The 26,152-nt window shown below is 36.2% G+C and carries 25 protein-coding genes, 1 pseudogene and 1 riboswitch; of the genes and pseudogenes, 5 read left to right on the top strand and 21 right to left on the bottom strand.

Annotation, left to right across the window (positions count from 1 at the left end; genetic code table 11):
- Positions 1-94 precede the first annotated feature (94 nt).
- Positions 95-529 (top strand): Hsp20/alpha crystallin family protein, encoded by a 435-nt coding sequence (locus LG273_RS03655; RefSeq protein WP_379562361.1) that lies wholly within the window; start codon positions 95-97, stop codon positions 527-529.
- A 66-nt stretch (positions 530-595) separates the two neighbouring features.
- On the opposite strand, the gene LG273_RS03650 is transcribed toward LG273_RS03655, so the two are convergent.
- The 4 genes from LG273_RS03650 to LG273_RS03635 all read right to left on the bottom strand — a co-directional run bounded on the left by LG273_RS03650 (position 596) and on the right by LG273_RS03635 (position 5,014).
- Positions 596-1,879: a GntP family permease gene (locus tag LG273_RS03650; protein WP_404457808.1), complete on the bottom strand. Its 1,284-nt coding sequence runs from the start codon at positions 1,877-1,879 to the stop codon at positions 596-598.
- 79 nt (positions 1,880-1,958) lie between these two features.
- The gene (locus tag LG273_RS03645) at positions 1,959-2,735 is read right to left on the bottom strand and encodes a 3-hydroxybutyrate dehydrogenase (RefSeq protein ID WP_404457806.1); all 777 of its coding nucleotides are present in this window, start codon (positions 2,733-2,735) and stop codon (positions 1,959-1,961) included.
- Positions 2,736-2,988: 253 nt separating this feature from the next.
- Complete coding sequence (locus LG273_RS03640) at positions 2,989-4,350, bottom strand: sigma-54 interaction domain-containing protein (protein WP_404457803.1); 1,362 nt, start codon at positions 4,348-4,350, stop codon at positions 2,989-2,991.
- Between the two features lie 73 nt (positions 4,351-4,423).
- Positions 4,424-5,014 (bottom strand): MOSC domain-containing protein, encoded by a 591-nt coding sequence (locus LG273_RS03635; protein WP_404457800.1) that lies wholly within the window; start codon positions 5,012-5,014, stop codon positions 4,424-4,426.
- 95 nt (positions 5,015-5,109) lie between these two features.
- Here LG273_RS03635 and msrA point away from each other — a divergent pair, with 95 nt between their 5' ends.
- Entirely contained in the window at positions 5,110-5,634 is a 525-nt protein-coding gene (gene msrA / locus LG273_RS03630; RefSeq protein ID WP_379562366.1) for a peptide-methionine (S)-S-oxide reductase MsrA, read from the top strand.
- 130 nt (positions 5,635-5,764) lie between these two features.
- Entirely contained in the window at positions 5,765-6,940 is a 1,176-nt protein-coding gene (locus LG273_RS03625; protein ID WP_379562367.1) for an MFS transporter, read from the top strand.
- A 45-nt stretch (positions 6,941-6,985) separates the two neighbouring features.
- Here the strand turns inward: LG273_RS03625 and LG273_RS03620 are convergent, their stop codons facing one another.
- The 13 genes and pseudogenes from LG273_RS03620 to LG273_RS03560 form a co-directional block, all read right to left on the bottom strand.
- Positions 6,986-8,320 carry an NCS2 family permease gene (locus LG273_RS03620; protein WP_379562368.1) on the bottom strand — a complete coding sequence of 445 codons (1,335 nt, stop codon included), beginning with the start codon at positions 8,318-8,320 and terminating at the stop codon, positions 6,986-6,988.
- Between the two features lie 120 nt (positions 8,321-8,440).
- Positions 8,441-8,541, bottom strand: a riboswitch (purine riboswitch).
- 226 nt (positions 8,542-8,767) lie between these two features.
- Positions 8,768-9,433, bottom strand: a complete 666-nt coding sequence (locus tag LG273_RS03615) for a hypothetical protein (protein WP_404457797.1) — start codon at positions 9,431-9,433, stop codon at positions 8,768-8,770.
- A 78-nt stretch (positions 9,434-9,511) separates the two neighbouring features.
- Entirely contained in the window at positions 9,512-10,456 is a 945-nt protein-coding gene (locus LG273_RS03610; RefSeq protein WP_404457794.1) for a lysostaphin resistance A-like protein, read from the bottom strand.
- A 47-nt stretch (positions 10,457-10,503) separates the two neighbouring features.
- A complete protein-coding gene (locus tag LG273_RS03605) occupies positions 10,504-11,100 on the bottom strand; it encodes a TetR/AcrR family transcriptional regulator (protein WP_404457793.1) in 597 nt (198 codons plus the stop codon).
- A 312-nt stretch (positions 11,101-11,412) separates the two neighbouring features.
- Positions 11,413-12,240 carry a methyl-accepting chemotaxis protein gene (locus LG273_RS03600; RefSeq protein ID WP_404457790.1) on the bottom strand — a complete coding sequence of 276 codons (828 nt, stop codon included), beginning with the start codon at positions 12,238-12,240 and terminating at the stop codon, positions 11,413-11,415.
- 14 nt (positions 12,241-12,254) lie between these two features.
- A complete protein-coding gene (locus LG273_RS03595; RefSeq protein ID WP_404457787.1) occupies positions 12,255-13,088 on the bottom strand; it encodes a methyl-accepting chemotaxis protein in 834 nt (277 codons plus the stop codon).
- Positions 13,089-13,309: 221 nt separating this feature from the next.
- A complete protein-coding gene (locus LG273_RS03590) occupies positions 13,310-13,786 on the bottom strand; it encodes a DMT family transporter (RefSeq protein WP_404457784.1) in 477 nt (158 codons plus the stop codon).
- A gap of 11 nt (positions 13,787-13,797) precedes the next feature.
- Complete coding sequence (locus LG273_RS03585; RefSeq protein WP_404457781.1) at positions 13,798-14,226, bottom strand: DMT family transporter; 429 nt, start codon at positions 14,224-14,226, stop codon at positions 13,798-13,800.
- Between the two features lie 191 nt (positions 14,227-14,417).
- Positions 14,418-14,972 carry an NADPH-dependent FMN reductase gene (locus LG273_RS03580; RefSeq protein WP_404457778.1) on the bottom strand — a complete coding sequence of 185 codons (555 nt, stop codon included), beginning with the start codon at positions 14,970-14,972 and terminating at the stop codon, positions 14,418-14,420.
- Positions 14,973-15,097: 125 nt separating this feature from the next.
- Positions 15,098-15,655: a VOC family protein gene (locus LG273_RS03575; protein WP_404457775.1), complete on the bottom strand. Its 558-nt coding sequence runs from the start codon at positions 15,653-15,655 to the stop codon at positions 15,098-15,100.
- Between the two features lie 116 nt (positions 15,656-15,771).
- Positions 15,772-16,185 (bottom strand): MarR family winged helix-turn-helix transcriptional regulator, encoded by a 414-nt coding sequence (locus LG273_RS03570; protein WP_379562373.1) that lies wholly within the window; start codon positions 16,183-16,185, stop codon positions 15,772-15,774.
- A 220-nt stretch (positions 16,186-16,405) separates the two neighbouring features.
- Positions 16,406-16,513, bottom strand: a pseudogene (locus LG273_RS03565) (hypothetical protein); the annotation flags it as partial.
- Positions 16,514-17,346: 833 nt separating this feature from the next.
- Positions 17,347-19,884 carry an ATP-binding protein gene (locus tag LG273_RS03560; protein ID WP_404457772.1) on the bottom strand — a complete coding sequence of 846 codons (2,538 nt, stop codon included), beginning with the start codon at positions 19,882-19,884 and terminating at the stop codon, positions 17,347-17,349.
- Between the two features lie 294 nt (positions 19,885-20,178).
- On the opposite strand from LG273_RS03560, the gene istA reads away from it, so the two are divergent.
- Positions 20,179-21,642 (top strand): IS21 family transposase, encoded by a 1,464-nt coding sequence (istA, locus tag LG273_RS03555; RefSeq protein ID WP_404457089.1) that lies wholly within the window; start codon positions 20,179-20,181, stop codon positions 21,640-21,642.
- Positions 21,635-22,045, top strand: coding sequence for an ATP-binding protein (locus LG273_RS03550; RefSeq protein WP_404457769.1), 411 nt, complete (start codon positions 21,635-21,637; stop codon positions 22,043-22,045). The genes istA and LG273_RS03550 overlap by 8 nt, the downstream gene beginning before the upstream one ends.
- Here the strand turns inward: LG273_RS03550 and LG273_RS03545 are convergent.
- From LG273_RS03545 to LG273_RS03530, 4 genes are all read right to left on the bottom strand, one after another.
- Entirely contained in the window at positions 21,971-22,549 is a 579-nt protein-coding gene (locus LG273_RS03545) for a recombinase family protein (protein WP_404457766.1), read from the bottom strand. The two genes, LG273_RS03550 and LG273_RS03545, sit on opposite strands and share 75 nt — an antisense overlap.
- 251 nt (positions 22,550-22,800) lie before the next feature.
- A complete protein-coding gene (locus LG273_RS03540) occupies positions 22,801-23,619 on the bottom strand; it encodes a hypothetical protein (protein WP_404457763.1) in 819 nt (272 codons plus the stop codon).
- Between the two features lie 102 nt (positions 23,620-23,721).
- A complete protein-coding gene (locus LG273_RS03535) occupies positions 23,722-23,997 on the bottom strand; it encodes a hypothetical protein (RefSeq protein WP_404457760.1) in 276 nt (91 codons plus the stop codon).
- A 1,004-nt stretch (positions 23,998-25,001) separates the two neighbouring features.
- Positions 25,002-26,081 carry a hypothetical protein gene (locus tag LG273_RS03530; protein WP_404457757.1) on the bottom strand — a complete coding sequence of 360 codons (1,080 nt, stop codon included), beginning with the start codon at positions 26,079-26,081 and terminating at the stop codon, positions 25,002-25,004.
- Positions 26,082-26,152: the final 71 nt, after the last annotated feature.

Below are 26,152 nucleotides of genomic sequence, written 5' to 3'. Positions count from 1 at the left end.
ATGAAATGAACAAGTTTGTTTCCAGTCATTTTTTAGCACCGACTTCCGAACCTGGGCATATGATACACAAAAAGTTATGGAATGGGGTGAAACAATGGATCCATTTAAACAGATGGGTGATTGGAAAAAGAATATGGATCAATTTTTTGGTGATAATTTTTGGAACGAATTTGAAGGTATCATTAAACCTAACATTCCACAAATTAATCTTTATCAAACAGAACACGAACTATTTTGCATTGTAAATATACCTGGTTTACACGATTTAGAGAAGATTGATATTTATGCAGACATGTCTACATTAGAGTTGAGAGGGGTAATTGATCTTGACTTTGATGGCGGTCAGGTTGTAAAAGAAGAAATTCTACAAGGAGCCTTTGAACGTCAAATTACTCTGCCATTTCCGGTTCGCTCTGATAAAATAACCGCCACCTATCGTAATGGCCTTGTTTATATCCGCTTGCACCGGCTTATTTCAGATAGAAGCAAAAAGAACAGAGTCCATGTAAAACTGTTGGAAGACGAATAACCCTATGGGTATTAGAACAAAAAGGGAAAGCGTACGCACAGAGCAGCATGCTTCCCCCTTATATTTTTAAAATATTCCCATGGAGGCAAACAAAATTGCTATTGCAACAGAGATTACCGGTATTAAAACAGCGACAACAAATATATCTTTATAGCTATCCTTGTGGGAAAGACCTGTAATCGTCAGAAGCGTTAAGACAGCCCCGTTATGTGGTAGAGCATCTAATCCACCAGAGGAAAGAGATGCGATTCGGTGGAACGCTTCAGGTGATATGCCACTATTCATCGCAATATCATAGTATTTAGAGCCTAATGCTTCCAAAGCAATTCCCATGCCGCCTGAAGCTGAGCCTGTCGCACCCGCCAATATATTTACGGCCACTGCTTCAGAAATGAGTGGGTTTCCCTTTATCCCCATTAACATTTCCGTTAATTTATCAAACCCAGGAACCACCTTTACAACCGTTCCGAATCCTACTGCGGCACTCGTGTTAATAATTGCGGTTACAGATCCGACCGCTCCTCCATTAATTGCTTTTACAAAGCCTTTGAATTTATGCACATTTAAAACCATTATAAGAACAATCCCGGATAGTAACGCAACGACAATATCCCATTCAAGTATATTTAATGTAATAAGAACGGAGAGCAAAGGCAACAAGGAAAGTAAAAAGTTTGGCATACTCCCTTCCTCTTCTGTTTTATTTTTTTCCTTTGGTTCTGTAAAGGTTTCCCCTTTATCGGTTAATTTCTTCTCTCTCCATCTTAAGTAAAAATAGCCTCCCCCAGCCATTACGATCGTACCAATGATCCCCATAATTGGCGCAGCCATGGGATCTGTATGAAAATAATCCATCGGAATCAAATTCTGAATTTGCGGTGTTCCTGGTACCGCTGTCATCGTGAATGTGAATGCACCAAGTGCAACAGTAGCCGGGATGAGTCTTCTACTAATATTAGCCTCCCGAAATAAGGTCAATGCAAGTGGATAAACAGCAAAGACGACAACAAATAAACTTACCCCACCATAGGTTAATACGGCTGCTGATACTAAAACCCCAAGGATTGCCCGTTTCGTACCAATCACCTTCGTTAATGCTACTGCCACTGATCTAGCCATGCCTGTGTTTTCCATTAGCTTTCCAAATATCGCCCCTAGCATAAAAACAGGAAACCAAGCTTTCGCAAAATCTACAAATCCACCCATGTACGTATCGGTATATGCATCCAACAAATCGAGGCCACCTGTTAAAGCTACCACCCCTGCAGCAATAGGCGCCACCCAAATAATAGACCAACCAAGATACGCTAATGCCATTAACACGATTAAACCAAGTATAATACCAAACATAAAACTCCTCCTCTACCCTGCCCCAGATTTTATACAATCTTGTAGCCTTGCCCACTACGTATCTAGTATTTCCGCCACTTTATTGTGCTGTATAACCTCCATCAAGCACAATTGCTTGGCCTGTTACCCCTTTTGCCTTATCACTTGCCAAGAACATTGCATAGTCGGATATTTCCTGAACCTCTAGTAGTCTCTTTTGTGGAACTAACGGGTATAAAACCTCCTCCAGTACTTTTTCTACAGGAACATTTCGGTTTTTTGCCAGATCTTCAAATTGCCCGCGGACAAGTGGTGTATCCACATATCCTGGACACATGGCATTTACGGTGATTCCATCTGCCGCACCTTCTAGAGCAGCAACTTTGGTTAAGCCAATAACTCCGTGTTTCGCGCTATTGTATGCTGCTTTACCTGCAAAGCCAATCAAGCCGTTGATCGACGCCATATTTATAATTCGTCCTGATTGTTGCTTCTTCATAATCGGGAATACATGCTTTGTTGCCATAAACGGGGCAACAAGCATGACTTTTGTGATAAACTCGAATTTTTCTGTTGGAAATTCTTCTAATGCTGCCACATGCTGTAGACCCGCATTATTGATTAAAACATCTAATCTGCCATACCGTTCTACTGTTTCATCAATTGTACGTTGCAATTCCGCTTCATTCGTGACATCACACTTCAATCCCATGCATTCAAAGCCCTGGTTTACTAATTCTTTGGTAACTTCGTCTACTTTCGCTTTATTAATATCTGTGAAGGCAACCTTTGCCCCCTGCTTTGCAAACTCCACACCTATTTCGTACCCAATTCCACTTGCCGCCCCGGTTATAAAAACCACTTTGTTTTCTACCATTTAAATTCCTCCCTATTCGTAATAAGTGGTGGCACTCTTTCAGCTGAAAAATCCTACACCTACAACATGCAAAAAACATGCCAACTTTTCTTAACGCTTGAAACCCTTATGCTACGGCCTTCTCAATTTACAGCATGTATATCCAGTTCCACATTCACGGAAACCATAGCTCGGCTTTTATGTAATCCCTTTCATAATCATGCAAATAAAAAATTCCACATTACCGGAAATGTTTCCGATTTAATGGAATTTTTTATAGGTTATATTTTTTCACTTTTTCATAAAAGCTGGACTTCCCAATTTGAAGTGCGTTTGCTGCTTGCATTTTATCGCCATCGTACTTTTTCAAGGCATTTTGGATTGCTTGTTTTTCTGTATGTTCTAATATGTCCTTTAGCTTTTCGCTTTGGTGCATGGAAGCATTGCCTAGCAAATGATCAGGTAGATCGTCAGAAGCAATTATTTCCTTGTTTGTCAGATGAACGGCAGATTCAATAACATTTTCTAGCTCTCTAATATTTCCAGGCCACTCGTAATGCATATAATGCTCTAAAACCTCGGTTGAAAAATCTGTTACCCTTTTCCCCGATCGTTTGGATACTTTATCTAAAATAAACTTGGCTAGTATTCTTATATCATCTTTCCTTTCCCTGAGTGGAGGAATTTCTAATCGAATTACATTCAAGCGATAAAATAAATCTTCCCGAAAGCGATTATCTGCTATCATTTTTTCTAAAGATTGGTTTGTAGCAGATATTATGCGCACGTCAACTTTCCTGGGCTTTGTCGCACCAATTGCTTCTATCTCGCCCTCCTGCAAAGCTCGCAGAATCTTTACTTGCGCCCCTAATGGCATATCTCCAATTTCATCAAGAAATAAGGTGCCACCATCAGCCAATTGAAACTTTCCTAACTTGCCACCTTTTCTTGCATCTGTAAAAGCCCCTTCTTCATACCCAAAAAGCTCAGATTCTAATAAATTCTCTGGGATGGCAGCACAATTCACCTTTATAAAGGGTTTGTTATTACGTTCACTCAAGTGATGGATACTATGGGCAAACAGTTCCTTGCCTGTGCCGCTCTCCCCTGTAAGCATAATCGAAACATCACCCGGAGCGACTTTTTTAATTTTATTCTTTATTATATTTAAGGAAGAGGAGCTTCCTACAATATCATGCAGGGAATACGTATTGCCGTACTGATTTCGCAACTGGTTCCGATAGTGCTCCAGTTCCAGCAAAAGATCCTTTATATGACTATTCATTTTTAACCATTCTTCTGTGTCACGGTAAAGTACGGTACCAACCGCTCCAATCACCTTTCCCTCTGAGCGCACGGGGATTCTATTCGCTATCATATGATTCCCTCGGATATATTGAAGATCGGCAATTTCCTCATTTCCACTTTTGGCAACAATATGCATTCTCGTGTTTTCAATGATTCCTGTGACATGTACACCAATAGCTTCTTCCTTTTTAACGTCAAGAAACTCACAGTAGCTATTATTTAAGTAAGTGATCAGCCCCTCACGATCTACAACAACTAAGCAATGATATGCATTTTCGCAAACGGTTTCAAAAATTTCCTCCTTATAATCTTCCTTAAAAGGCAGCATTTTTATCCCCCCTTCTCTTCTAGAAACCAGCTATACTCTATGGCAAACTCTCATAAACTAGTACGTCATCAGATTAAAATGTCCTGCCACCAATCCGCTTTAATAAAACTTTTTTCCAGCTATCAGCAAGCAGTTCACATTTTGCTAGCTCGTTTGCCAACTGGAGATCTCCCTTGTTTTGATGCATGACTTCATTACAGGCGGCAATTGTCCAATTCGGGTGTGGGCGATCAAGTAATACTAAATCCGTCCCGGCTTGAATCTCCCCTTCCTGTAACACACGAAAATACCAGCCTGTCTTTCCGGTCTTGAGCATGTTTAATGCCATTTTCTTATCTAGGAACCTAGCATCCGATTTAGGATGGGATACTTGCAGTACAGTATTTCCGACAGCATAAGTATCGCCAATACAGACCGTTTGCTCCGCCATTTCCAATACAGCCATATCCTCTCCAAATTCACCAAAATCAGTAAACGGTATATCCATTAATTCATTCCAATAAGTGTAGTGCTGAATTGGATAGCAAAAAAGGGCCTTATCTAAATTATCTGTTGCTTTATTGCCTTCCAACCCCGTTTTCCTGACAAACGTCTTTATTTCAGAATGTGGAGCAAATCTGTAATGGTCCCCAATATATATTTTATGTACATAAGGCTCCTCCATTATCTCACCTGCTTCATGTATGATATAGTATCTTTATTCTATAATGAAAAATAATGTATCAAAAGTATAACATAGACAAACTGGAGGAATATAAAATGGCTGAATATAAGAAAGCAATTTTTGCTGGTGGATGTTTCTGGTGTATGGTGAAACCATTCGATCAGTGGGACGGAGTACAACAAGTCATTTCAGGTTACACAGGCGGGCATGTAGAGAACCCCACCTATGAGCAAGTAAAAGCTGGCGACACTGGCCATTACGAAGCAGTCGAAATCACATACAATCCTGAGATAATCTCTTATCCTGAAATACTAGAATTATACTGGCATCAAATCGACCCTACCGATGACGGCGGGCAATTTCAAGACCGTGGTGATTCTTATCGCGCAGCTATTTTTTATAGTGATGAAGCACAGCAGGAAGCCGCTGAACTTTCCAAACAAAAGCTTGCAGCAAGTGGTCGCTTTACCAAACCAATCGTGACACAGATTTTACCTGCAGCTACATTCTACCCCGCCGAGGAGTACCATCAGGACTTTTATAAGAAAAATGAGCAAGAATATAAGGAAGATCGGGCAAAATCAGGTAGGGATGAATTTATTGAAGAGAACTGGAAATAATTCCATCCTTTTATATGGAAGGGTCTAAGTGGTCACCGCTCTTTTTAAATAGCTAAGTTCTATCTATCACTCATCGCGAGATAGTAGTATAATAGCCTTTGTATATTTTTTTAGATTAGGAGCGGATGTTTTGTTCAATCGGGATTCTCTAACACCATTAAAAATGCTTTTATTTAGCTTCCATGCGACGAATACAATCATTCTTAGTTATCTACCGTTGTATTTAAAATATAAGGGGTTAAATGGGACAGAAATAGGATGGGTGCTAGCCGTCGGGCCACTTGCATCCATCTTTGCCCAACCGTTTTGGGGATATATGAGTGATAAATTTAAAACCGTCAAACGAATAATTCAAATATGTGTTGTGGGCCTTCTGGTTACAAGCGTTATCTTTTTCCAAATGAATACTTTACTTGCGATCATCCTAATGGGCGCTATTTTCTACTTTTTTGTAACGCCTATTGGGGCTTTGGGAGATAGTTTAGCCCAGAGGCGTGCAGAGCATTTCGGTGTTTCATTTGGTGCCATTCGCTGGTGGGGATCGGTAGGTTTTGCCACTTCTTCTTTAATCATCGGAGAAGTTCTTACAAGAGTAGGAATTGAATACATGATTATTCCATTTCTATGCTTCGGGGTCCTTGCCTTAATTGTTACCTTTTGGCTTACGGATGTTAAAGTCGACTCGGAACCTGTTAAATTAAAAGATGTAAGTGCGATTATTAAAAATAAGTCGTTTGTTATCTTCTTGTTCCTTATTTTGTTTTTAACCATTACACATCGAGCAAATGACAGTTATATTGGCCTTTATATTTCACAGCTTGGCGGGAGTGAAGGATTGGTCGGCTTTGCTTGGTTTACCGGAGTATTAACAGAAGCGCTTGTGTTTGCTACAGCGGGTTTTTGGTTCCGAAAATTTCATCCACTTGTGTTCATAATAGTTGCTGGTGCTATTTACAGCGTCAGATGGTTTATTTACGCGTCTGTTGATAACCCGCTTCATATTATTGGATTGCAATTTCTACATGGGTTAACGTTCGGTGTTTTCTATCTTGCAGCGTTTAATTATGTTTCGAGACTTATCCCAAGGCTATTACAATCAACTGGCCATCTGGTCTTTTTTGCGACTTTCTTTGGTGTATCAGGAATTGTCGGATCATTAGTGGGAGGTTCCATTATTGATTCGCTTGGAGGCGAAACGTTGTACTTGGGAATGGGGATTCTAGCAACAATGGGAACGATCTTAATTACCCTTTATCATCTGTTACCATTTGGAAAAGAAGCATATGTGCATCAACGAGATCGTTAAAAAAGGCTGGAGCAATTGCTCCAGCCTTTTTTCTACCTATTAAAACTAACTTAAAAAGATAAAGTACAGTACAAAGATGACAAATAATAGATACATAATCGGGTGTATTTCTTTACCGCGCCCTTTTAACAGCATGGTGATTGGATAGAAGATAAATCCAATGGCAATTCCTGTTGCGATGCTATAGGTTAATGGCATTGTGACAACAGTTAAGAATGCTGGTACGGCAATTTCGAATTGGTCCCACTCAATATCTTTCAGAGAAGCTGCCATCAAAACACCGACAATAATAAGCGCAGGGGCTGTTACTTCATTTGTGACGATACTTAAAAGTGGTGAGAAGAACAATGCTAATAAGAAGAATCCAGCTGTGACCACAGCGGTAAATCCTGAACGTCCACCTGCTCCTACCCCTGCAGTAGATTCTACATAAGAGGTTGTAGTAGATGTTCCAAGTGATGCCCCAACAACCGTTGCTGCAGAATCTGCAAACAATGCTTTACCAGCACGCGGAAGTTTATTGTCCTTCATCAATCCAGCCTGTGTGGCTACTGCTACAAGCGTACCTGCAGTATCAAAGAAATCAACAAATAAGAATGTTAAGATGACGACAAGCATTTCAAGTGTGAAAATATCACCGAAATGTGAGAATGCTTGACCAAAAGTTGGTGCAAGACTAGGTACTTCCCCAACAATTCCACCTAATCCCTGTGGTGGAGAGATTAATCCAACGATCATGCCGACAATAGCCGTAATAACCATTCCATAAAAAATACCGCCTTTAAACCCTAATGCAAGTAAAATTACAGAGATTATAATACCAAATACAGCAAGCAATACAGTCGGCGAAGTTAAATCACCAAGAGCTAGCAATGTAGCATCATCTCCAACGATAATGTTGGCATTCTGAAATCCCACAAACGCAATGAATAAACCAATACCTGCACCCACAGCCATTTTCAAGTTGGCCGGAATTGCGTTAATAATTTTTTCCCTTAGGCCCGTTAATGTTAAAACGATAAAAATAAGTCCAGAAGCTAACACACCTGAAAGAGCTGTTTCCCAAGGAATGCCCGATCCTAGTACAACCGTATATGCGAAAAAGGCATTTATTCCCATTCCCGGTGCAAGGCCAATTGGATATCTCGCGATAATTCCCATAAACAATGTACCAACTGCAGCGGCAATCGCAGTTGCTGTAAAGATTGCCCCTTGATCCATTCTGGTAACACCTTCAGGTAATTGATCGATACCTTCTAACGAAAGTGTTGACGGGTTAACAAATAAAATGTAAGCCATAGCCAAGAAAGTGGTAAGCCCGGCCATAAACTCCGTTCTATAATTTGTTCCTAATTCTTCAAAGCGAAAATACTTTTTCACGCCTTTTCCTCCTCTTTCCTATCATGCTTAAAATAGAAAAACGCGCATGATCAGTGACCAGGCGCGTTTCTAAATGCAGAAAAGACGAATAAGGTAGCTAAACGGGTTCTCCCGCAATCTACAATAATGGCTTTTCTGCGTAGTCAGATCATTTACGGCGATCTGGTAGAAACTCTGGGCCATATTCCCTAAATTATACGCATATCTATTAATTCCTTATTTATAATACTAGTTAATGTAGCTTAAGTCAACCAAAGGCGAACGATATTCTTATTGAAAGCGTTATTGTTCGTTTAACAAGAAATCCAACCAACTATCAATTAAAACGAATAACTATCCAGTGGATCGCAATCAAGCTTATATTTCATATGGAGTTCCGGTCATTAAGTCCAAAAGGAGGTATACCAGTTTAGGGAGGATAATCTTCATTTTCATTATTGAACTCTATTAATCTTCGCCCCAATTCATTGTTTCGATATCGATTAACCAATGTCTGCGCAGCATAAATGCCCTTTCTGTTCCAGCTAATGCGGCTGCAATACCAATTGCAAAGTTAGTCCAAACTGACAATGTGATTGGAGATACAAATGTACCTATATTGTCAGCGACCCATGGGATCTTAGAGAGTGTCTCCATTAGTTGAGGTAAACTTAAGGCTATTGATAGTAATAAGATGATTATCGCCATTATTGCGATAAAAGAACTGAATTTAGGGAATCGCTTATGCACCAACATACGAAACCCTCTGATTGAACGTTTATCTGGATAGATGGAATAGGTCTCTTTTTCATCTGAAAAATATAAGATACGATTAATTCCATAAGAATTGTTTTTTATTTCAATTACACCATTAACCACTGGAAAAGCTGCTGGAAGCTTAGAGAAGGCTATATGCCTACCATTATGGTATAAATCAACACTGGCCTCTTCTGTAAAATATCTTGATTTTATCGCGTAATATGTTTTCTCACCCATTTCATTGGTTATTTCCATGTGAAGTAATGAGTGTGTAAAGATATTCCATATCCGATATCTTTTCAAAAGATGGCCATCACCTTCTTTTACTTTTTTCATTTTTCTCCGACGTCTACCTTGGCGAATAAAACGAAACATGAGACATATACACCTTCCTTTTACTTTAACGTTCGGACTTTATAGTTAGGTGTGAGGTATCTGCTTCACACCTAAAAATCACTCCGTTTTTCGTAACAGACTATTCTCTGGAGTCAACTCAGGTCCAGAGCGGCGTGTAAGGAGCCACACAATTATGGTGAGGAAAACGAGAACAGTAATGGGAAGAAATACGATTTCCGATCCTCCTGCTTCAGCTGCTTGAGCGACGTCAGCCATAGGATCCGTGCGTAGAACTGTTACTAGGACAAAGTTCAGTGCGTTATTTATTGCATGTAGAACAATGGCATACTCCAAACCCCCAGTGCGCCAGGTCATCAGTGCAAGGGAAACACCGATAACAATGTAATATAAATTGAACCAAAGATCTGTCGATAGATGAATAGCAGCGAACAATACGCTTGAAACTACGATACCGACTACGAGTGAGGCTCGAGCATTGCGCACCCAACTGGAAGCAATCCGGAATACAAGTCCACGAAAGCCATACTCCTCTCCAGCACTTTGCAGTGGCACAATTAATAGACTTACAGCAAAATAAACAAGCAGATCAGCAATACTCCATTCTGTGATAGTGTAAGGAGCATACCAATTAAAGAAGACCATACAGACTGTCCAAACCGGAAGAATAAGTAACAATGCACGACCAAAAACCTCTAGACGGAAGATTGAACGAACAGAGTGCAGTATGGAGCCTTTTATTCCGTAAAGCCAGCGCTGTAGCAACATACTCCACGGAATAAGCATGGCGATTGCAAGAAAATTACTTGCCATGAATATTGGGGTATAGTCTGTACCCCCGCCTGCTGGATTAACCCTCCCAAATATGCGTTTATCAATTTCGCTTCCAATTAATGAGAATACGATGACAAAGAAGTACATCCCCCCAATAAGAAGCAAAAAAGCTAGAAGGCCACGCAGAATGCGACGCTTACTACTAAGAAGCACACGATGGTAAGGAACTTTTTCTGGCACGGGACCGGTCTCTCGGTTTAGTTTTGCCATTATTGAAATTTCCTCCTTTGATATGTCTTGGCAGCCGTCGAAGAGAATTACATAATCATTTTTAAAACGCTTTTTATTAACTTTGCACTGTATTCTTCAAGATTTAGTTTATTTTCATATTGAGGTAATGAGATGGAGCCTGATATAGCCCCTCGAATGACAATCCCAATTACTTCAGGATCAAACTCACCAAATTCTTTAGTCTCTTGTCCTCTGTGAAGAATTTCTTTCAACATAACATTTAATTCATCTTCATCTTCCACTTCGACCAGATAATAAGGAACATTGTCTGGTGTACGTCCATTAAAGACAATTTCAAGTAATGCAATGTTATTCGCGCGGTTTGTCCCCTGGTATGCTAAACTCGCTTCAATAAAAGCCATTAATTTTTCCATGTATGTTTGATTCTGTTCTACTTTTTCTTTAATAAAAGCTCTTTCCTGTTCAACTAAATACATTAAAGTATTTCTCATCAAATCTTCCTTGCCAGAGAAATGATAAGATATAAGACCCGTACTTACATTTGCTTTATCTGCTATTTTGGAAAGACTCGTGCTAACATAGCCAATTTCAGTTAATACTGCAATTGCAGCTACAATAATTTGTTCTCTTCGTGCATCAGCGATTAGATATTGTTTTTCCATAAATTCACCTACTTTTCATTTTATTGATCATTCATATTAAAATTTGATCGACCAATCAGTTTTATGTTAACACTTTTATGGTCTCTGTCAATGTTTATAAAATGAAACTTCATTTGGTGGGGGGTAACTCCATTACTATGTAAGACCTTTACTAGGAATCCTATATAGGTTTTTGGGATTTAAAGCTTTAATAGTACGCGCACAACTAAAAAAGCACCCAACTGCTGGATGCCTTTTCTTGTTTTTTTTCCGATATTCTTGTATATAAAAATCTTAAGCTTTGGTATAAAAACGCTAAAGCCCTTGCAAATCTTATTGCATAACCTCTTTCACATACTGGGTAATCTCTTCACTTTGTTTATCAAGGTTTTTAATGTCTTCCATAAATTCCACCATTACCTGAGACTGGTCATCTGTAGAGGTGGAGATTTCTTCAATACTATGTTTAAGATTACTGATGCTTGTCTGTATTTCAGATAAAGACTGTCCTATTGTGCCAACTGCTTCTTTTGTGCCATCAGAAAGTTTGCGAATTTCATCTGCTACCACACCGAAACCAAGACCTGCTTCGCCAGATCGAGCAGCTTCGATGGCTGCATTTAATCCTAATAGATTTGTTTCTGTTGAAATACCTTCAATCAACTGAACAACTTTACTAATTTCTTCTGAGTTAGCTGTTGCGATAGAAGCTTGATCGTTAATATTGTTGCTTGTTGCGGATAGTTCTTCTGCCTGTGCAGCTACATGCTCTACTTTTCCTTGCAGGCTGTTAATGATTCCTCGAAGCTCTAATAGCTCATTGCCAACTTCCTCTTCTTCCTCGAGTGTCGTACTAATCATCAGGGCTCCGATAATCTCTCCATGTTCATCTTTTAGTGGAGAAGATGAGCTTTGTATCGCGACACCAACATATTTTTTTGGAATATGTTCGTTTGTTTTTTCTCCAGCTATCGCTTTTAATAGAGCTTGATTTTCCTCTTTCATAGCAAAGTCACCGGCTTTCACTCCGATGTCATAGCTTTTTGAAGGTGAAAAGTAGACATAGTTCTCTTTATCTGTTACTGCAATAATTGTATTCTCACCGAGTATTTCCTTTAATAAAGGAGCAATACTCACCATCGCTTTAAGTGTTGGATGCATGTGTTTCAATCTCCTTAATTTTGTTTTGTAATCTTTTTCATTGAACTCACGATTTTTTTACTCTTGTTGTCAAGATTTTGGATATCATCCATGAACTCAACCATAATTTTAGATTGTTCTTCTGAAGACGAAGATACTTCATTAATACTCAAGGTAAGATTTTCAATACTGGAACGAACCTCACTTAGTGATTTGCCAATCGTTTTGACAGCTTCTCTTGTGTTATCTGATAGTTTTCGGATTTCATCTGCCACTACACCAAAGCCTTTTCCGGCTTCTCCTGATCGAGCTGCTTCTATTGCGGCATTTAAACCGAGAAGATTTGTCTGATTGGAAATTTGGTCAATTAATTGAACGACTTCTCCAATATGCTTGGAATTCTCATTCGCATTGGTTGCCTGTTCATTAATATCACTGCTTGTAGCTGATAATTCTTCAGCTTGTGCTGCCACATGCTGAACTTTTCCTTGAAGACTGTCAATTACCTGGCTAATGCTTTCTACTTCTTTATCTAATCGGACTTGGTGCTCTAACGTTCTACTCATTGATAGTAATCCTACGATTTCGCCCGATTCATCTTTAATTGGTAAAATGTCCGTAACAACAGGTACACCAAAAATTGTCGGATCCATCGTAGCATCTTTTACTTTTTCACCTTTTATAGCACGCGCATATGGTTCAATATCAGGAATAGCAGGGGTACCTACTGCAACATCAAGTTTAATCTTTGTAGATGGTTCGAAATAAACAAATTTCTCTGTATCAATAATCCCTAATGCGGCAGTAGGTCCAAGGGTATCTTTAATGATAGGTGCTAGATTAACGACTGCCTGTAAGTTGCTGTTCATAGTTAAGCTCCTTTTTTGACTTTTACATGTTTTAACTGTTTTAATATCGGCAGTTTTAATGGAAAAGTGAAGGAATTTGTCGAATTTTGATAAGGGCCAACTTGCATTTTAAATAGACCGGGAAGTAGGAAGACTTTCTAGCAGCTATACTTTTATTCACAAAAAAGACCTTAATTCTTCACAATATATAAAGAATAAAGGTCACATTTTTAATATAGTAACTAAATTTGTGCTGAATCAATCTTTTCCTCATTAGAGCGTTTATTACCTTTGTAAATGAAATAAACAGCAATTATCATAAATAACATTGCAACAAGTCGTTCCCAGTCTAAAGGTATTACTAAACTATCGAACCAACCGAAGTGATCAATAATCACACTAATTGCAAGCTGTCCGCTGATGACTGCAACATTGGTCGCTACGACACCAATTCTCGGAACAGCAATGACTGAGAGGAGTAAGAATGCCGTCCCTAAAAACGCTGCGCTTAACTGCCAAACTGGTGCCGAAAAGATCCCTAATACATTACCTTGACCAAAAAATATAATAATAACTGTCAGAAACACTAACCCAGTTAACATCGTTAAAAATGTCGTTTCAATTGTCCCTGCTTTACGGCTGAAAGTTCCGTGCACGGATGATTGTGCACTTAATGTAATACCACCTAATAAAGTAAATAAAATCATTAATATTTCCATTATTAGACCTCCTAGTTAATTAATATAAGGGCAATGACCATAGAAATTACTGCAAATATTTTTTCTTTATTAATTTTGGTTTGTTTAATACCAAGCCAACCATAGTGCTCAATAACCATACTCATGATTAGTTGGCCTATAATTACTGTCACCATCGTTATCCCTACACCAACAAATGGAACACTAATAACAATAGCTGTTAAATATACAACACCTAAGATTCCTCCAAGTAGAGACCATTTTGGTGCTTCCATTGCGTAGGAAAGCCTCCCCTTCCCAAAAAATAACCATAATAGTCCCATGAGGAGAGTGCCCATAAAGAAGTTATAAAAACTGGTTTCCAGCTCTCCTATTGTTTCTCCAAGTTGACCATATATTGCACTTTCGAAGCTAAGTGCTGTTCCTGCTAATACTGCTAAAATATAAGCTAAATAACGCATGAAATAACAACCTCCTCAATTTTCATATTTAAATATCAGAAATATACAACTCAACTTAAATTTCCGGCCTTTGCTAATCGAGAAATTAAACCTTCATTTGGTTTCATAATTAAATTGACATATCGGGCTTTCCCAATATGCCAATTTAAAAATTGGTATTACTTTTCTCATGTAGCGTTTGAATCTGTATGTTACCCATTATTTTGATTAATTAGTTTAACAAAGGTATCCACAAAGGATTGAAGGAATTGGATTGTATCCTCCTTATTAATTTTGCCATCCTCATCTAACAATGTTGCAACATTTGCTAAATATACCTCTGGCTGCTGAACAACCGGCATATCTAAAAACACAAGAGATTGTCTTAAGTGGTGATTAGCCCCGAAACCGCTCAAGTTTTTAGGAGAGTTACTAATTACAGCAGCTGGCTTACCTTTCCATACACTATCTTTCATCGGACGGGAACCCACATCCATAGCATTTTTTAATACACCAGGGACAGAACGATTGTACTCTGGGGTAACAAATAGTACAGCTTCAGATTCTTTGACTTTGTTTCGAAAATTCCTCCATGATTCAGGTGGCTTATTCCCATCATCAAGATCTTGATTATACAACGCCAGCTCACCAATTGGGATGATTTCCGTCTCAAATTCACTAGGGAACAAATCCATCACGTTCTTTGCAACCTTTCTGGAGAAAGATTCTTTGCGTAATGATCCTACTAATACTGCGATTTTTCTCATTTTTAGCACCTCTCGCTTGTTATTAAAATGAATAATCTCCTAATCTGTAAATGACAGATTGAGTCGTTATCAAACTACTCCATTCATGCAATACTGGGCTTTAATCTAAAAGACACACTAAATTTTTATGGTGTAAACCTTTTTGCTTCACTATCATTTGGATAATCTATTTGATTCGGATTGTAGCTTAATAATTCAATTAGCATTCCCCAAGGTGTACGACCATACACGAAACCTCCCGCTCCGTCCTCTGCATCACCTAATAGCTCTCCCGGTTCTGTTAATAATTCTCCGCCAGCTTCAACAAAATTTTTAGCTGCTTGCTGAAGGTCATTAACATAAAAAGCACAATGCTGCACACCAAGATCAGAAACAATAACAGGTTCTCTTTGTTCTGTATTTTTAAAATTAAAAAGTTCCATGCTAGAGCCATTTTCGAAAGAAAGCATGCGCAAATGAATAACTTTCGCTCCTTTTTTAAGTCCTAATGTTTTTTCAACATCTTCTCCTTGAAGCGGTTCATCACTTAATTTCTTATTATCATAAGAAATCTTAGCATTAAAAGCTTTCTTCAAAAATGTAGTAGCTTCTTCAATATCTGGGACAGTAACGCCTACATGATCAATTCCTCTCGTATTATTTTCCATAAAATAATCACTCCCTAAATTAAATTTTATTTGCATGTGCATACATATTAATGCGTATAATACGATAAGTCAAGCCATAGACAATTTAACAGATCTTTAAAATGCACTCACTTGGAAGTTTTGATATAGATTAAAAAGCCGCTTTAGCTTTCCTAATCAACAAGCCTTTTAATATTTTCTGCATCTTTTTCCCCCATTTGTTTCTGCAAACTTTCACTTATTAACAGTTGCATCTCCTTAATAAATTGTTCTCCTTTTTTCAAGAGAAAGATATCAACAGATCGTTTATCAACTGCATCTTTTTTGCGTTCTACTAACGACTCACCTCTATATTGTTCCAATCTTGTAACTAAGCGTGACAATGCGCTGTGACTGAGACCTACTTTAGGCACTAATTCTGATAACCTCATCTTTTTTTGTTCTGATTGTGCCAAGTAATATAAAAGGTAAAACTCTTTAATTCCTAATTGGTAATGACTCTGAAGTGTGTAATCCATCGCTTTCAATATACGCTCATGATATTTTGTCAAATTAATCCATGCATTAAACAACTCATTATTATTCATGATTACAATCCTTTCTAATCTCTGTATTAGCAATATTATATCACAGCTATTTTACATGCATGCGCAGGCAAACGCCTCAAAAAGAAGAATCGGCCTTTACTGTCAGTGGATCCCCGGGGCTTACTACCAAGTAAAGGCTGTCTCTACGATTATTGAAAAATAAAAAAAAGAGATATTGCTTTTTACACAATATCCCTCTTTAAATAAATATTATTAAATCTTACTCCCACTCAATCGTAGCTGGTGGCTTGCTCGTAATGTCATACACTACCCGGTTAATGTGTTCTACATCGTTTACAAGGCGTGTGGATACTCTTTCAAGTACATCTAGAGCGCCAAGGGTTTCAGATGATTTTTACTTATTAACAAACAGTCATATCCACTCAATTTCAAAATGTATTGTGACTCTCATTTATCACAGTATTTGTTCATTCAATTGTAGCAGGTGAAAGGGTGTTTTACAACATTATTCACTTTCAATAATGGACAAGTAACTTGTAAAATATAAAGTCCACAAGCGTACTTTATGAAGAATAGTGTTCACCTATTTATAAAGGAATAAATTTGTAATACATCTTCATTTATATCAGTAAAATACTTCTTCATAATACTAGACCTCATGTTACCCTTGTTTGGTAAAGATAAAGTTTTATGTGCCTATCGATATTCTCAATAATAAGTCAGATACATAATCATAACTTATATTCAATTGGAGCCAACCAAAGACTCTACCTTCGTAACTAACAAATGGCAGTGGGATTTACTTTTTCTCCACCTACGAAATATAATCACAACTTCAATTATATATGAGTGTTAGGACAAAGGACTTTTTCAAGTTATCCTCCTGCATTAAACCACTTTTGAAATTCACAAAATTTATATTTCTAATTTATAATGCAACTTAAATTTTTCCTTTTAACTTAATTCTTCCTTAATATATCAACGTTTTCAATGACAATTGAGGACCATCTAAGTTAAATCGATTATAGGCAACTATACATAAGAGGTTATCATAAAAAAGGAAAGTTCTTAGCTGCATGAAGTAGCTGAATTTCCATTCACCATGACCATGGTAGATATTCTTCCCCAATTTCTCTCACAACAATATATGACAACAAACTAGGTATATCTTTGAACCATCCTAAGTATTGGAAGTTAAAGTTAGATTAATTTTTTCTCTTTGATATATTTATTATCTTGATCATGATATTTGTTCAAAAACCCCAGTATTGTTTGTTTTTCAATATACCCATCAACATTTGCATGAATGTATAGGCATATAGCAATATAAATCGCTTCTTGAATCTCTTTAAGGTCATCTTTTTGTAAGCTATTTCTTGTTATATTAGGAATTACGTCTGGATTTATAATATTTATACTCATATCCTTTAAGTGTAAGTTCTTTAATCTAAATGGAATATTTAAAGTTACATTTTGTACAAATACATTTCTAACAAATAATTTATATTCAGTATCTTTAAATAAAGGCATTTTTTCTACTGAAAGAAACACGTTGTTTTTATCAAGGTTATAAACTATTTTTTCTTCAATTTCAGTAAAAGTAGATGCATATTTATCTAAACCATATTCCGAAAAATCATCCAAATTTAAATTCCAAATAATATCTTCACCAGAATCAACATAGCCCTCAAATGCATTATCCATGATTTCTTCTTTAGCAATAATTGTAATAAAGCTTGGATCAAACCTATCTATGTATAGTTCCATCGCTTCTTTAGGATTGTCAAAAATCTTCATAATATCTTCTAATTCATATCTATCTTCAACTATTGGGAAATTTAAAACGGTTAACCTATCATTAGTTAAGAAATCTATTAAATGAAATGAATCATTATTTTCATCTAAAGGAAACAAGTTCTCACCATCAAAAATAATAGGTTCACCTTTAAAATGCAGATTTTCCAATTTGTTCGTGTATACATTATTAATATTTCCAAGAACAGTGACTTGTCCATCAATATTATTCAAGTATTTATTTAGTTTAAAATTTTTATGACTTTCACTAGTATTATATAAAAGGTTTTTTACTACTATTTTTTCCTCTTCTACTTTGTTTACAAATATTAAATCAACATTATCAGTAATAAAATTACTACTTAAAAAATGCAATATCTTGTCTTCTGTACTAGATTGACGCTTTCTTGCATAAATAAATAAATTATCTTCCCATGTGTCTTCTTTTTCCCATACCTTGATGAACTGGTCATATTTTAATATTACTTCTGTTCCTTCATCTACATATTCAGTATTTTCATTTATAGTTACAAATTCATCATACTTACTTAGATCGACTTGGTATAGAATTGATCCGTTTATAGGTCTGGTTTTAACTGTAACTTCATCAGACATCATAAAACTTGCTAAAAATCCAATTCCATAATTTCCAATAGCATCATACTTATATCCTTTAAGTTTATAATCATCGGAACTATAAAATGAAGCACCCAATCTTAAAAAGTAATTCTTTAATGTATACAAATCCATACCCATTCCATTATCTTTAACAATTACTTTATTCTTACTTTTATCTAATATTACTTTTATTTCTGGTTTAAACTCGCTATCACCAAACTCCCGTTTTTTATCTAGTATTTCTTTTTTCAGATTACAGGCGTCAATTGAATTTTGAATTAGTTCTCTTAATCCATACACCTTATCACCATAGAGATTATGCCCCATTAATAGCTGGGTAATTTGGTTATAATTTACGCTAAACTTCATATCAGAAATAGTATAGCCTTCCGATTCAATGAATGAAAAAACTTTAGGATGGAGCATTATCCTATAATCCTCAGAAAATTCGCGAGTTAAATCATTCGCATTATTAATTTCCTCATTTATCCATTCAATATAACTCAGTATTTTTCTATGGATATATGGACTTTTGCACCTACCATGTAACTCTATAAACTTAAGCCCATTATGTGACTGTTTGATTTTCTCAGTATTATCAATAGAGAAATGTTGCACCCATTCATCATTACTAATTCCTTTTGGTGATACAGCATCGTATAAAACTGGCGGCGTTCTTTGACTATCAAAATCAAGTATATCAGCCAACCGAAGTACAACAGCGCAAAATTGAGAATTGAAGGAATAATCCCCTTTCAAACTGTACTCACTAATATTTTCTTTTATCCAATTTATATCTTCGGTGTGTGATTGACAAATTAAAGCTAACTCAGTTTCGAAAGTAGTTGAAGGCATATTTGGTAGAATTAAGTCTTTTTTTAGATTTTCCTTAATAAATTCCGCCGATCTTATAGCATGTACTTTCCTTATATATTCTTGATTAGCTAGTGTTTTATCCCCTTCAAATTTTTCAAGCACAGAGTCATAATTTATTTCTCTATACTCTATATCTCCTTTTTCTATTTTAATAATTTCATCCTCCGAAACAGCCATCCCTACGTCATGTAACAGCGCAGAATATGCTAGTAACAATAGCTCAAATTCATTTATGCTATCTATATCAGGTATTAGCTTTTCCATATAGTTCATTATTCTAAAAGAATGCTTTACATCATGCATAGTATAATAGGGAAATACCATACTTATACGGTTATTTAGCAAAGGTTCAACTTTACGGTAAACCGATAAAAAGTTATTATATAGTTGTTCGTTTTTCTCTTTAACAATTTGTAGTATCCCCAATGTCTCAATAGTTAAATCTTTCATTATTTATTCCCCCAATTATTATAAGGCAAAGTAAAATTATAAAACTGTTTAATTACCAGTTTTATAATTAAATTGTATCATATTCAGAGCTGTAAATTATTAAGGATTATAAGTAACATATTCTATTAGCAAAATAAGAAAAAGTGTATAGTGCAAAATAAAAGTAGTGAGAATTGCAAAGAAAATCTTAGAACCCTGCAATTCTTAAAAGCAAAGAAAAAAGGCTTGCCAGCCTAATCAAAAAACCCTACCGTTAATGATGACGAATCAAATAATGGTGGAGGGATTGAAAGGATGCTGGCAATGCCTGAAGTTAATCATATCAAAAAAATGAGAAATGAGAAATCATTATCAATCAACGAAATATCAAGAAGAACAGGGTTCAGTTGGGAAACGGTAAAAAAATATGCTGATGAGGACCAACTTCCTTCGGAAAACTTTTCTAAAAAGGGAGGAATGATGTACGAGGGAAAATGGGGAGAGATTGTTTCTGATTGGTTGTTGGAAGATCACGCTTTAAAAAAGAAGTTACGACGTAATAACAAAATCATCTACCAACAGTTAAAGAAACTCCACTTTCCCGGATCTTACCGAACTGTGTGTAACTATATTGCAGAGTGGCGGGAAAAACGCATGGAAGATGGCGAAACAATCAAGGAGGAATTTGACCGATTGACCCATCCTCCAGCTGAAGCGCAGATTGATTTTGGCACAACGGAAGTCATTCAGGACGGTAAAGCGAAAGACATTCACTGTCTGATCATGAGTCTTCCATACAGTAATGGAGGTTACACTGTCCCCCTTCCGGGGGAGAATCAGCAATGTTTTCTGGTTGGGTTGAAAGCATTATTTACACAGTTTGGGCGTGTCCCCCGAAAGTTACGGATTGATAACCTGGCTGCCGCCGTAGTAAGGGCAAGAGGAAAACATGGAGATACGATATTCACAGAATCCTTCCTGAAGTTCGCAAGTCATTATGGTTTTGAACCTCAGGCATGCAATGCAAGAAAGGGGAATGAGAAAGGCCATGTCGAGAATAAAGTTGGCTATGTAAGATATAACTTCTTTACTCCTTCTCCAGTAATCCGAGACCTAGATCACTTACAGGAAATGTTAACACAGAAGTCAAGGGAGGATCATAAACGCAAACATTATAAAAAAGGAGAGCCGATACAGGACCTTATCAAGGAAGAGAAAAAGTATTGCTTAGCTTTGCCGGAAAATGATTACCCGGTATTCAAGAAGGAAACGGTATCAGCCAATAAATATGGAGAGGTCCTTATTGATGGTACAGCCATCCATATTCCTACCAGTTACCATTATAGCCAAGTGTACTTGATTACTTATTGGGATTCCTACAAGGTGGTCTCACCGAACGGTGAGGTGTTGGGTGAAGGTCCACGACCTTACATGAATAAATCTCGTGAATTGCCATGGTTATTCGTATTGGGGATGTGGAGAAGGAAGCCACGCTCCGTGTCTCACTCTAGGTACTTCCCCTACTTGCCCGGAAGAATAGCTAATTATTTAAGTATCGAATCCCAGGCGATCCAGAAGGATCGAATAGAATGGTTAATGAGTCAGATTGTCACCTATAGTATGAATGAAATTAATGAACTATTTTATGAATTGCTTCCTTCAAAGGACAATTCAACTTTAGAATCTGACCCTCATCCCTATGAAGTGAACTGGAATATTTATGACTCTCTGCGTCCAACGAACCCTGTAGCTGAAGGGGCGGTGACTATTCATGAGTGATCGATTAAAAGAAATGTGCAAATCACTTCGTTTGGCCTATGTGGCAGATATTTATGAAAAGGTGCCTTTCGAGAACCCCACTCAGTATCTGGAGACCTTATTCCAGCAGGAATTCCAACTCCGCGATACAGCAAAGGGGGAACGACTTATAAAGAAAGCTAGATTTATAAATGATAAGGAGTTAGACCATTTCCAATGGGGATCACAGGTGAAATTTCCACCACAGATCAATCGTGAAAGCCTCGAAGGCTTGAAATTCATTGACCGGAAAGAAAATGTCATTCTGACAGGTTCCCCTGGTACCGGCAAAACACACATTGCCACAGGATTAGGACGGAAAGCATGCCGACAAGGCTATTCCAGTAATTTCCTTGTTTTTCCATTTGGGGTAATTAATCTTTAGTAACCTTTCTTGCTCCTTGTCTAGACTATTTAAATTTAGTGGAGGTCTACCTAGATGTTTTCCTTTTACTTTTGCAATAGCAATCCCCTCTGCTTGTCTCTGTCTGATATTCTCCCGTTCCCTTTCTGCTACAAAGGATAAAACTTGTAGAACCAAATCACTTACAAATGTGCCAAGCTGATCTTTGTACTGGGTAGTTTCGAGTAATGGCATATCTAAAACTTTTATGTCACATTTAATGCGTTGAGTGATTTCTTCCCATTCCTTCTTAATTTCCTTTGAATTTCTTCCAAAACGGTCAATAGATTTGATACAGAGCAAATCTCCTTCTCTTAGACGGTCTTTTAGAGTCTGATACTGAGGTCTTTGGAAATCCTTCCCACTCTCTTTATCAATAAATATATCTCTTTCATCAATTCCTAATTTAAGTAACTCTTCTAATTGTCTTGCCTCGTTTTGGTCTCTGCTACTTACTCTTATATAACCAAATATTTTACTCCCCATCTATTCCGCTCCTTATAATATCATTTAGTCTATTATACACCTTGCGTTTGCAAATGTGTAAAGTTATTTATAAACGTTTATATATTACTTCAAATATGTTTATAAACGATTTTTAATATAATATTTACAGTTTATATAGGTATACCTTTTTAAACTAACGATGAAATCTAATGGTTCTACATTAACAACTGTGAAGTTGACAAATTAAAGTAATCATAATAAAAGCCTACCAGATTGTGTAGGCTTTTAAATTAATTATCCATATTCCTTTTTATCATTGTATCTTTAATCTCTCTTATTTTTATTAATGTCGTCTCTTCATTTATAAAGCACTTCGCTTTGTCACTTCCAAACTTATTTACAGCAACATTTAAATTAATTCCATGTTTAAGTAGTCTTTCCAAAGCATTATAGCTTATTACTCTTCTCTTTTTGGTACCTATCTCATATTTATCTAATACCCTATTAAGAGATTTTATTCTATCTCTAGTCCAGACTTCGGAGTAACACAACATTACACGCCTTTCAAACTCTTGAGGAATCATATTTTGTTTATCTGATGTGTACTCAATAACTTCTTGCCATGCTTTCATACTAATAGCATTTTCCTTTCTAATATTTACCTTTTTAATCCATAGAAAGGGATTGTTCGCATGTTTTGAATAATTAATGTTTCTTGATAGAGGAATCATATTGGCATAAGTTTTACCAATACTTAGCCCATATTTTTGAGGAATCTCTTCCCAATTTAATGGAATGAAATGATCTAGGTGAACTTTTTCCTTTGAAGATGTTAAAGCACATTTCCCCTTAAAATAGGCGCGTATCTTTTTTTCCTCTTCTTTAGTTAGGTCATTAGGCAACCTATTTGCAATATCTTGCCTTTTCAGTGAAGCAATTTTATTCTTTGGTCCATATATTTTATTGTGGCATTCTTTACACTTTGCTCTCCTTCCATACATACCATTTGGTGAATGATAGAATTCTTCTAAGTCAAGAGGTTGATTTTTTCTTCTACAATTAGGTGACTGACAGATTTTAGACTGATTATTTTCGTTAAATTTATCCAAAATAATTACCCCCAACTATTTATTATTTTCAAAAATACAAATGCTGAAATAAATACGAGACCTTTAACCCAATAGAGTGTACGACTCAATGAGCCATACACTCTACATAATATTATTTCGTTCCTTTAATCTCTGGATTGCCGTTTGAACCAAGTCTAAGTCACTTAATCCATTAAGTTCATAAGATGTCGTAAGTATATGAGCAACCCGTCTATAACTAATACCAGTTTCGTACCCCATTACTACATAGATTGCTCTCCTGAAATTATTATCTTCCTTCCAATCAACATCCCCATATATCACTCTATAATAAGCATCTGGACTATGTTGTGGAGCTGGTATATCAATAAAATCAATCGGTTCTTGGTGTATTGACACTATAATTCCTCCTTTACTATTCATATTATCCAAAATTTACAATACAAAAGCACCTTCTTATACTAAGATATAGCTTCCATCGATAAATGTCAATATTTTACAAATACTAAAATAAATAGATATAATAGTAAATTTATCTACATGTATTACTCCATATAAATTAGTTTCACTTTTAATCGATGAGGGGTAATATTTACAAGGTCAAGCAATGATGAGGTTTGTTCTTAAGCTACCATAATTCTAATAAAGAAAGGAGATTGTTATAATATCGAGCTTTTTCAGATTAAGAAGATTTTGTTTGAGTAGTTTTCACTCACGATCAAACACACCGTTGTTCAAAGCAATATTAGATTATTGTCGTTTGAAGATACTAGGAAAACCGAGAGAGTTTTGTACTAGTATCAAAACTAAAATGGAAAAATATCATTGCTTCCAAATTAGTGATTCATCTGACCTCGATAATTTTACAAAATAACTTAACTATGAATTTAACAAGAGAAGTGGCTCAATAAGGAGGTACAATTGTTGTGGAAGTTATGAAGTATTTGACGGTAATCACCGTCTTTGTATAGCAAAGAAGACGAGAACTCCAGTTTATGCAACATATGAAGAAACTTGATATTTGCTACAAATGTAAGAATGTTAATATACTAGAGCGTAGTGTTAAGAATTTGTTTAGAAAGAAAAGGTTTTATCCATTCTATAAGTAAGACAATACACTTTCTAATTCATATCAGATATTTTTCCTAGAAGCACTTTTCCTCTAAATTTATCTCTTATGATCTCGGGGGTGCTACCACAAACATTTCACTAAATTTGTGGCAATTCTGCCACAAATTATAGTGAAACGCCGTCGATGCACCACCCCCGAACCCCCTCACATCGACAATATTATGTAATTAAAGGAGTGAATTCTCTCTTGTACACATTCCAAACTAGTATATTTAATTTTTTATTACTAGTTTGGAATGTGTACAAGTTAGCATTTAAGTCATGATCATTATTTATTCATCTTCAGCTTCTCCAATATAATCAAATAATCCTGTTTCTGTAACTCTTATCAATTCTAACGACAGTTGTTTCTCTAATCTATCAACTACCAATTTTTCTTTTAGAACTATTGACAATATCTTCAATGTATTCATTAGATAAGTCCTTCTCCAGAAGGACTTAGTTTCTTGGTAGTCTTTCCTTTTTTGTCTGTTAATTGAAAGATTAATGAACTTCTGAAAATAAGCTTGGTTAAATTTATCTATTGATACTTCTTCTTTTACATTTTCATCTAAAACTTGAATACCTATCGCTTGATACATATACTTAACACCAAATACTTCTGCCATTTGTTCATCTACTTCTTTAATAATATTTTGCATTTTTTCACTTCTATGACCAGCTGAAAAATATGCTTGAATGTACTGGTTATATTTAATGTCTTTCGATTCTACTAATTCTTTTTTAAAAGTATTTATCTCTTCATATCTCTCTTCGTCAACTTCCTCATAGTTGCCATCGATTTTTCTTAAATGATAACTTATTGAGCTAGTGATTCTTCCTTCCTTCTCTAACCGTTTAAATGTTTTATCAACTAATGATTTGTTAAAATTGTTTACGGCATTAATAAACTCGTTTACAATTTCTTTAGGATTAAAAAGATTACCCATATGAAGTTGTGTAATTTCCTCAACCAATTGTTTTTCTGAAAATGACTTACGTTGAAATAAGTCAATGTCCCTAACCCATGCCCCGTAGGGTTTAGAAACAGTGCTAGTATTTACTAGATAGTTAAAAATATATTCTTTCATTGTTACTTCTTCCGCAGTGGGGACAGTACCTTTATAATTGTACTCTCTCTCAGTCATTTCTTCCTTTTTATTCTTAAGGGTGTATTTACGCTTCTTTCCTCTACCTTTTACTTCCACAGTATGATATATGGTTTCTAGTTTACTTATTAATCCATCCATTGTCCTCGTAGGATTTAAACAACCCCTTGATTTCCATACCGCTGTATTAAACTCAGTACCATTATAACCATGTTTAACTGTGATTTTAATAGCTTCTTCTTCTGTAAAGATATCAGTATTCATATAACTAATCCCCGCTTCCTTCAATTACTATCTATATTAATAAACTCCATTTTTAGTCCTCCTCAAGAGAT

The sequence above is a fragment of the Oceanobacillus kapialis genome (genome assembly GCF_044790185.1).
GTDB lineage: Bacteria > Bacillota > Bacilli > Bacillales > Amphibacillaceae > Oceanobacillus_B > Oceanobacillus_B kapialis.
This window is presented reverse-complemented; position numbering and strand designations above follow the sequence as displayed.

Coding starts and splice junctions, on each gene's coding strand:
- LG273_RS03580 (WP_404457778.1), bottom strand. CDS start 14,972: ATGAGAAAAATCGCAGTATTAGTAGGATCATTACGCAAAGAATCTTTC.
- LG273_RS03570 (WP_379562373.1), bottom strand. CDS start 16,185: ATGAATAATAATGAGTTGTTTAATGCATGGATTAATTTGACAAAATAT.
- LG273_RS03560 (WP_404457772.1), bottom strand. CDS start 19,884: ATGAAAGATTTAACTATTGAGACATTGGGGATACTACAAATTGTTAAA.
- LG273_RS03640 (WP_404457803.1), bottom strand. CDS start 4,350: ATGCTGCCTTTTAAGGAAGATTATAAGGAGGAAATTTTTGAAACCGTT.
- LG273_RS03600 (WP_404457790.1), bottom strand. CDS start 12,240: ATGCATCCAACACTTAAAGCGATGGTGAGTATTGCTCCTTTATTAAAG.
- LG273_RS03585 (WP_404457781.1), bottom strand. CDS start 14,226: ATGCGTTATTTAGCTTATATTTTAGCAGTATTAGCAGGAACAGCACTT.
- msrA (WP_379562366.1), top strand. CDS start 5,110: ATGGCTGAATATAAGAAAGCAATTTTTGCTGGTGGATGTTTCTGGTGT.
- LG273_RS03595 (WP_404457787.1), bottom strand. CDS start 13,088: ATGAACAGCAACTTACAGGCAGTCGTTAATCTAGCACCTATCATTAAA.
- LG273_RS03655 (WP_379562361.1), top strand. CDS start 95: ATGGATCCATTTAAACAGATGGGTGATTGGAAAAAGAATATGGATCAA.
- istA (WP_404457089.1), top strand. CDS start 20,179: ATGCTGGCAATGCCTGAAGTTAATCATATCAAAAAAATGAGAAATGAG.
- LG273_RS03545 (WP_404457766.1), bottom strand. CDS start 22,549: ATGGGGAGTAAAATATTTGGTTATATAAGAGTAAGTAGCAGAGACCAA.
- LG273_RS03590 (WP_404457784.1), bottom strand. CDS start 13,786: ATGGAAATATTAATGATTTTATTTACTTTATTAGGTGGTATTACATTA.
- LG273_RS03530 (WP_404457757.1), bottom strand. CDS start 26,081: ATGAATACTGATATCTTTACAGAAGAAGAAGCTATTAAAATCACAGTT.
- LG273_RS03575 (WP_404457775.1), bottom strand. CDS start 15,655: ATGCAAATAAAATTTAATTTAGGGAGTGATTATTTTATGGAAAATAAT.
- LG273_RS03635 (WP_404457800.1), bottom strand. CDS start 5,014: ATGGAGGAGCCTTATGTACATAAAATATATATTGGGGACCATTACAGA.
- LG273_RS03610 (WP_404457794.1), bottom strand. CDS start 10,456: ATGGCAAAACTAAACCGAGAGACCGGTCCCGTGCCAGAAAAAGTTCCT.
- LG273_RS03615 (WP_404457797.1), bottom strand. CDS start 9,433: ATGTTTCGTTTTATTCGCCAAGGTAGACGTCGGAGAAAAATGAAAAAA.
- LG273_RS03645 (WP_404457806.1), bottom strand. CDS start 2,735: ATGGTAGAAAACAAAGTGGTTTTTATAACCGGGGCGGCAAGTGGAATT.
- LG273_RS03650 (WP_404457808.1), bottom strand. CDS start 1,879: ATGTTTGGTATTATACTTGGTTTAATCGTGTTAATGGCATTAGCGTAT.
- LG273_RS03550 (WP_404457769.1), top strand. CDS start 21,635: ATGAGTGATCGATTAAAAGAAATGTGCAAATCACTTCGTTTGGCCTAT.
- LG273_RS03605 (WP_404457793.1), bottom strand. CDS start 11,100: ATGGAAAAACAATATCTAATCGCTGATGCACGAAGAGAACAAATTATT.